The sequence below is a fragment of the Ralstonia sp. VS2407 genome, assembly GCF_052950655.1.
This window is the reverse complement of record NZ_JBRFVG010000179.1, coordinates 1-499: the sequence shown is the minus strand read 5'-3', so window position 1 is coordinate 499 and position 499 is coordinate 1. Positions and strand designations below refer to the sequence as shown.

Here is a 499-nt window from a genome sequence, read left to right as displayed (position 1 = left end):
GCGCGTGACCTTGCCCGATGCCTTCAGTTGCTCGGCGACGCGCATCGCCTCGTCGATCGGAATCGCGAACGAAATGCCCATGAAGCCGCCCGTGCGGCTGTAGATCTGCGAGTTGATGCCGATCACCTCGCCCTGCATGTTGATGAGCGGGCCGCCCGAATTGCCGGGGTTGACCGCGACGTCCGTCTGGATGAACGGCAGATAGTCGCCGGTGTTGCGGCCCTTTGCGCTGACGATGCCGGCCGTGACGGTGTTGTCGAGGCCGAACGGCGAACCGATCGCGACGACCCATTCGCCGACGCGCACGCGGTTCGAATCGCCGATCGCGACGGTCGGCAGGCTCGACGCGTTGATCTTCACGATCGCGACGTCCGTGCGCTCGTCGACGCCGATGAGCTTTGCCTTGAATTCGCGCTTGTCGGTGAGCGTCACGTAGATCGTGTCCGCGTCGTCGACGACGTGCGCGGTCGTCATCACATAGCCGTCCGGCGACAGGATG

The 499-nt window shown here is 64.7% G+C and carries 1 protein-coding gene; it reads right to left on the bottom strand.

Annotation, left to right across the window (positions count from 1 at the left end; all coding sequences use genetic code 11):
• A partial coding sequence (locus tag ACU8YE_RS24495; RefSeq protein ID WP_446929989.1) for a S1C family serine protease occupies nt 1-499 on the bottom strand: 499 nt, incomplete at both ends.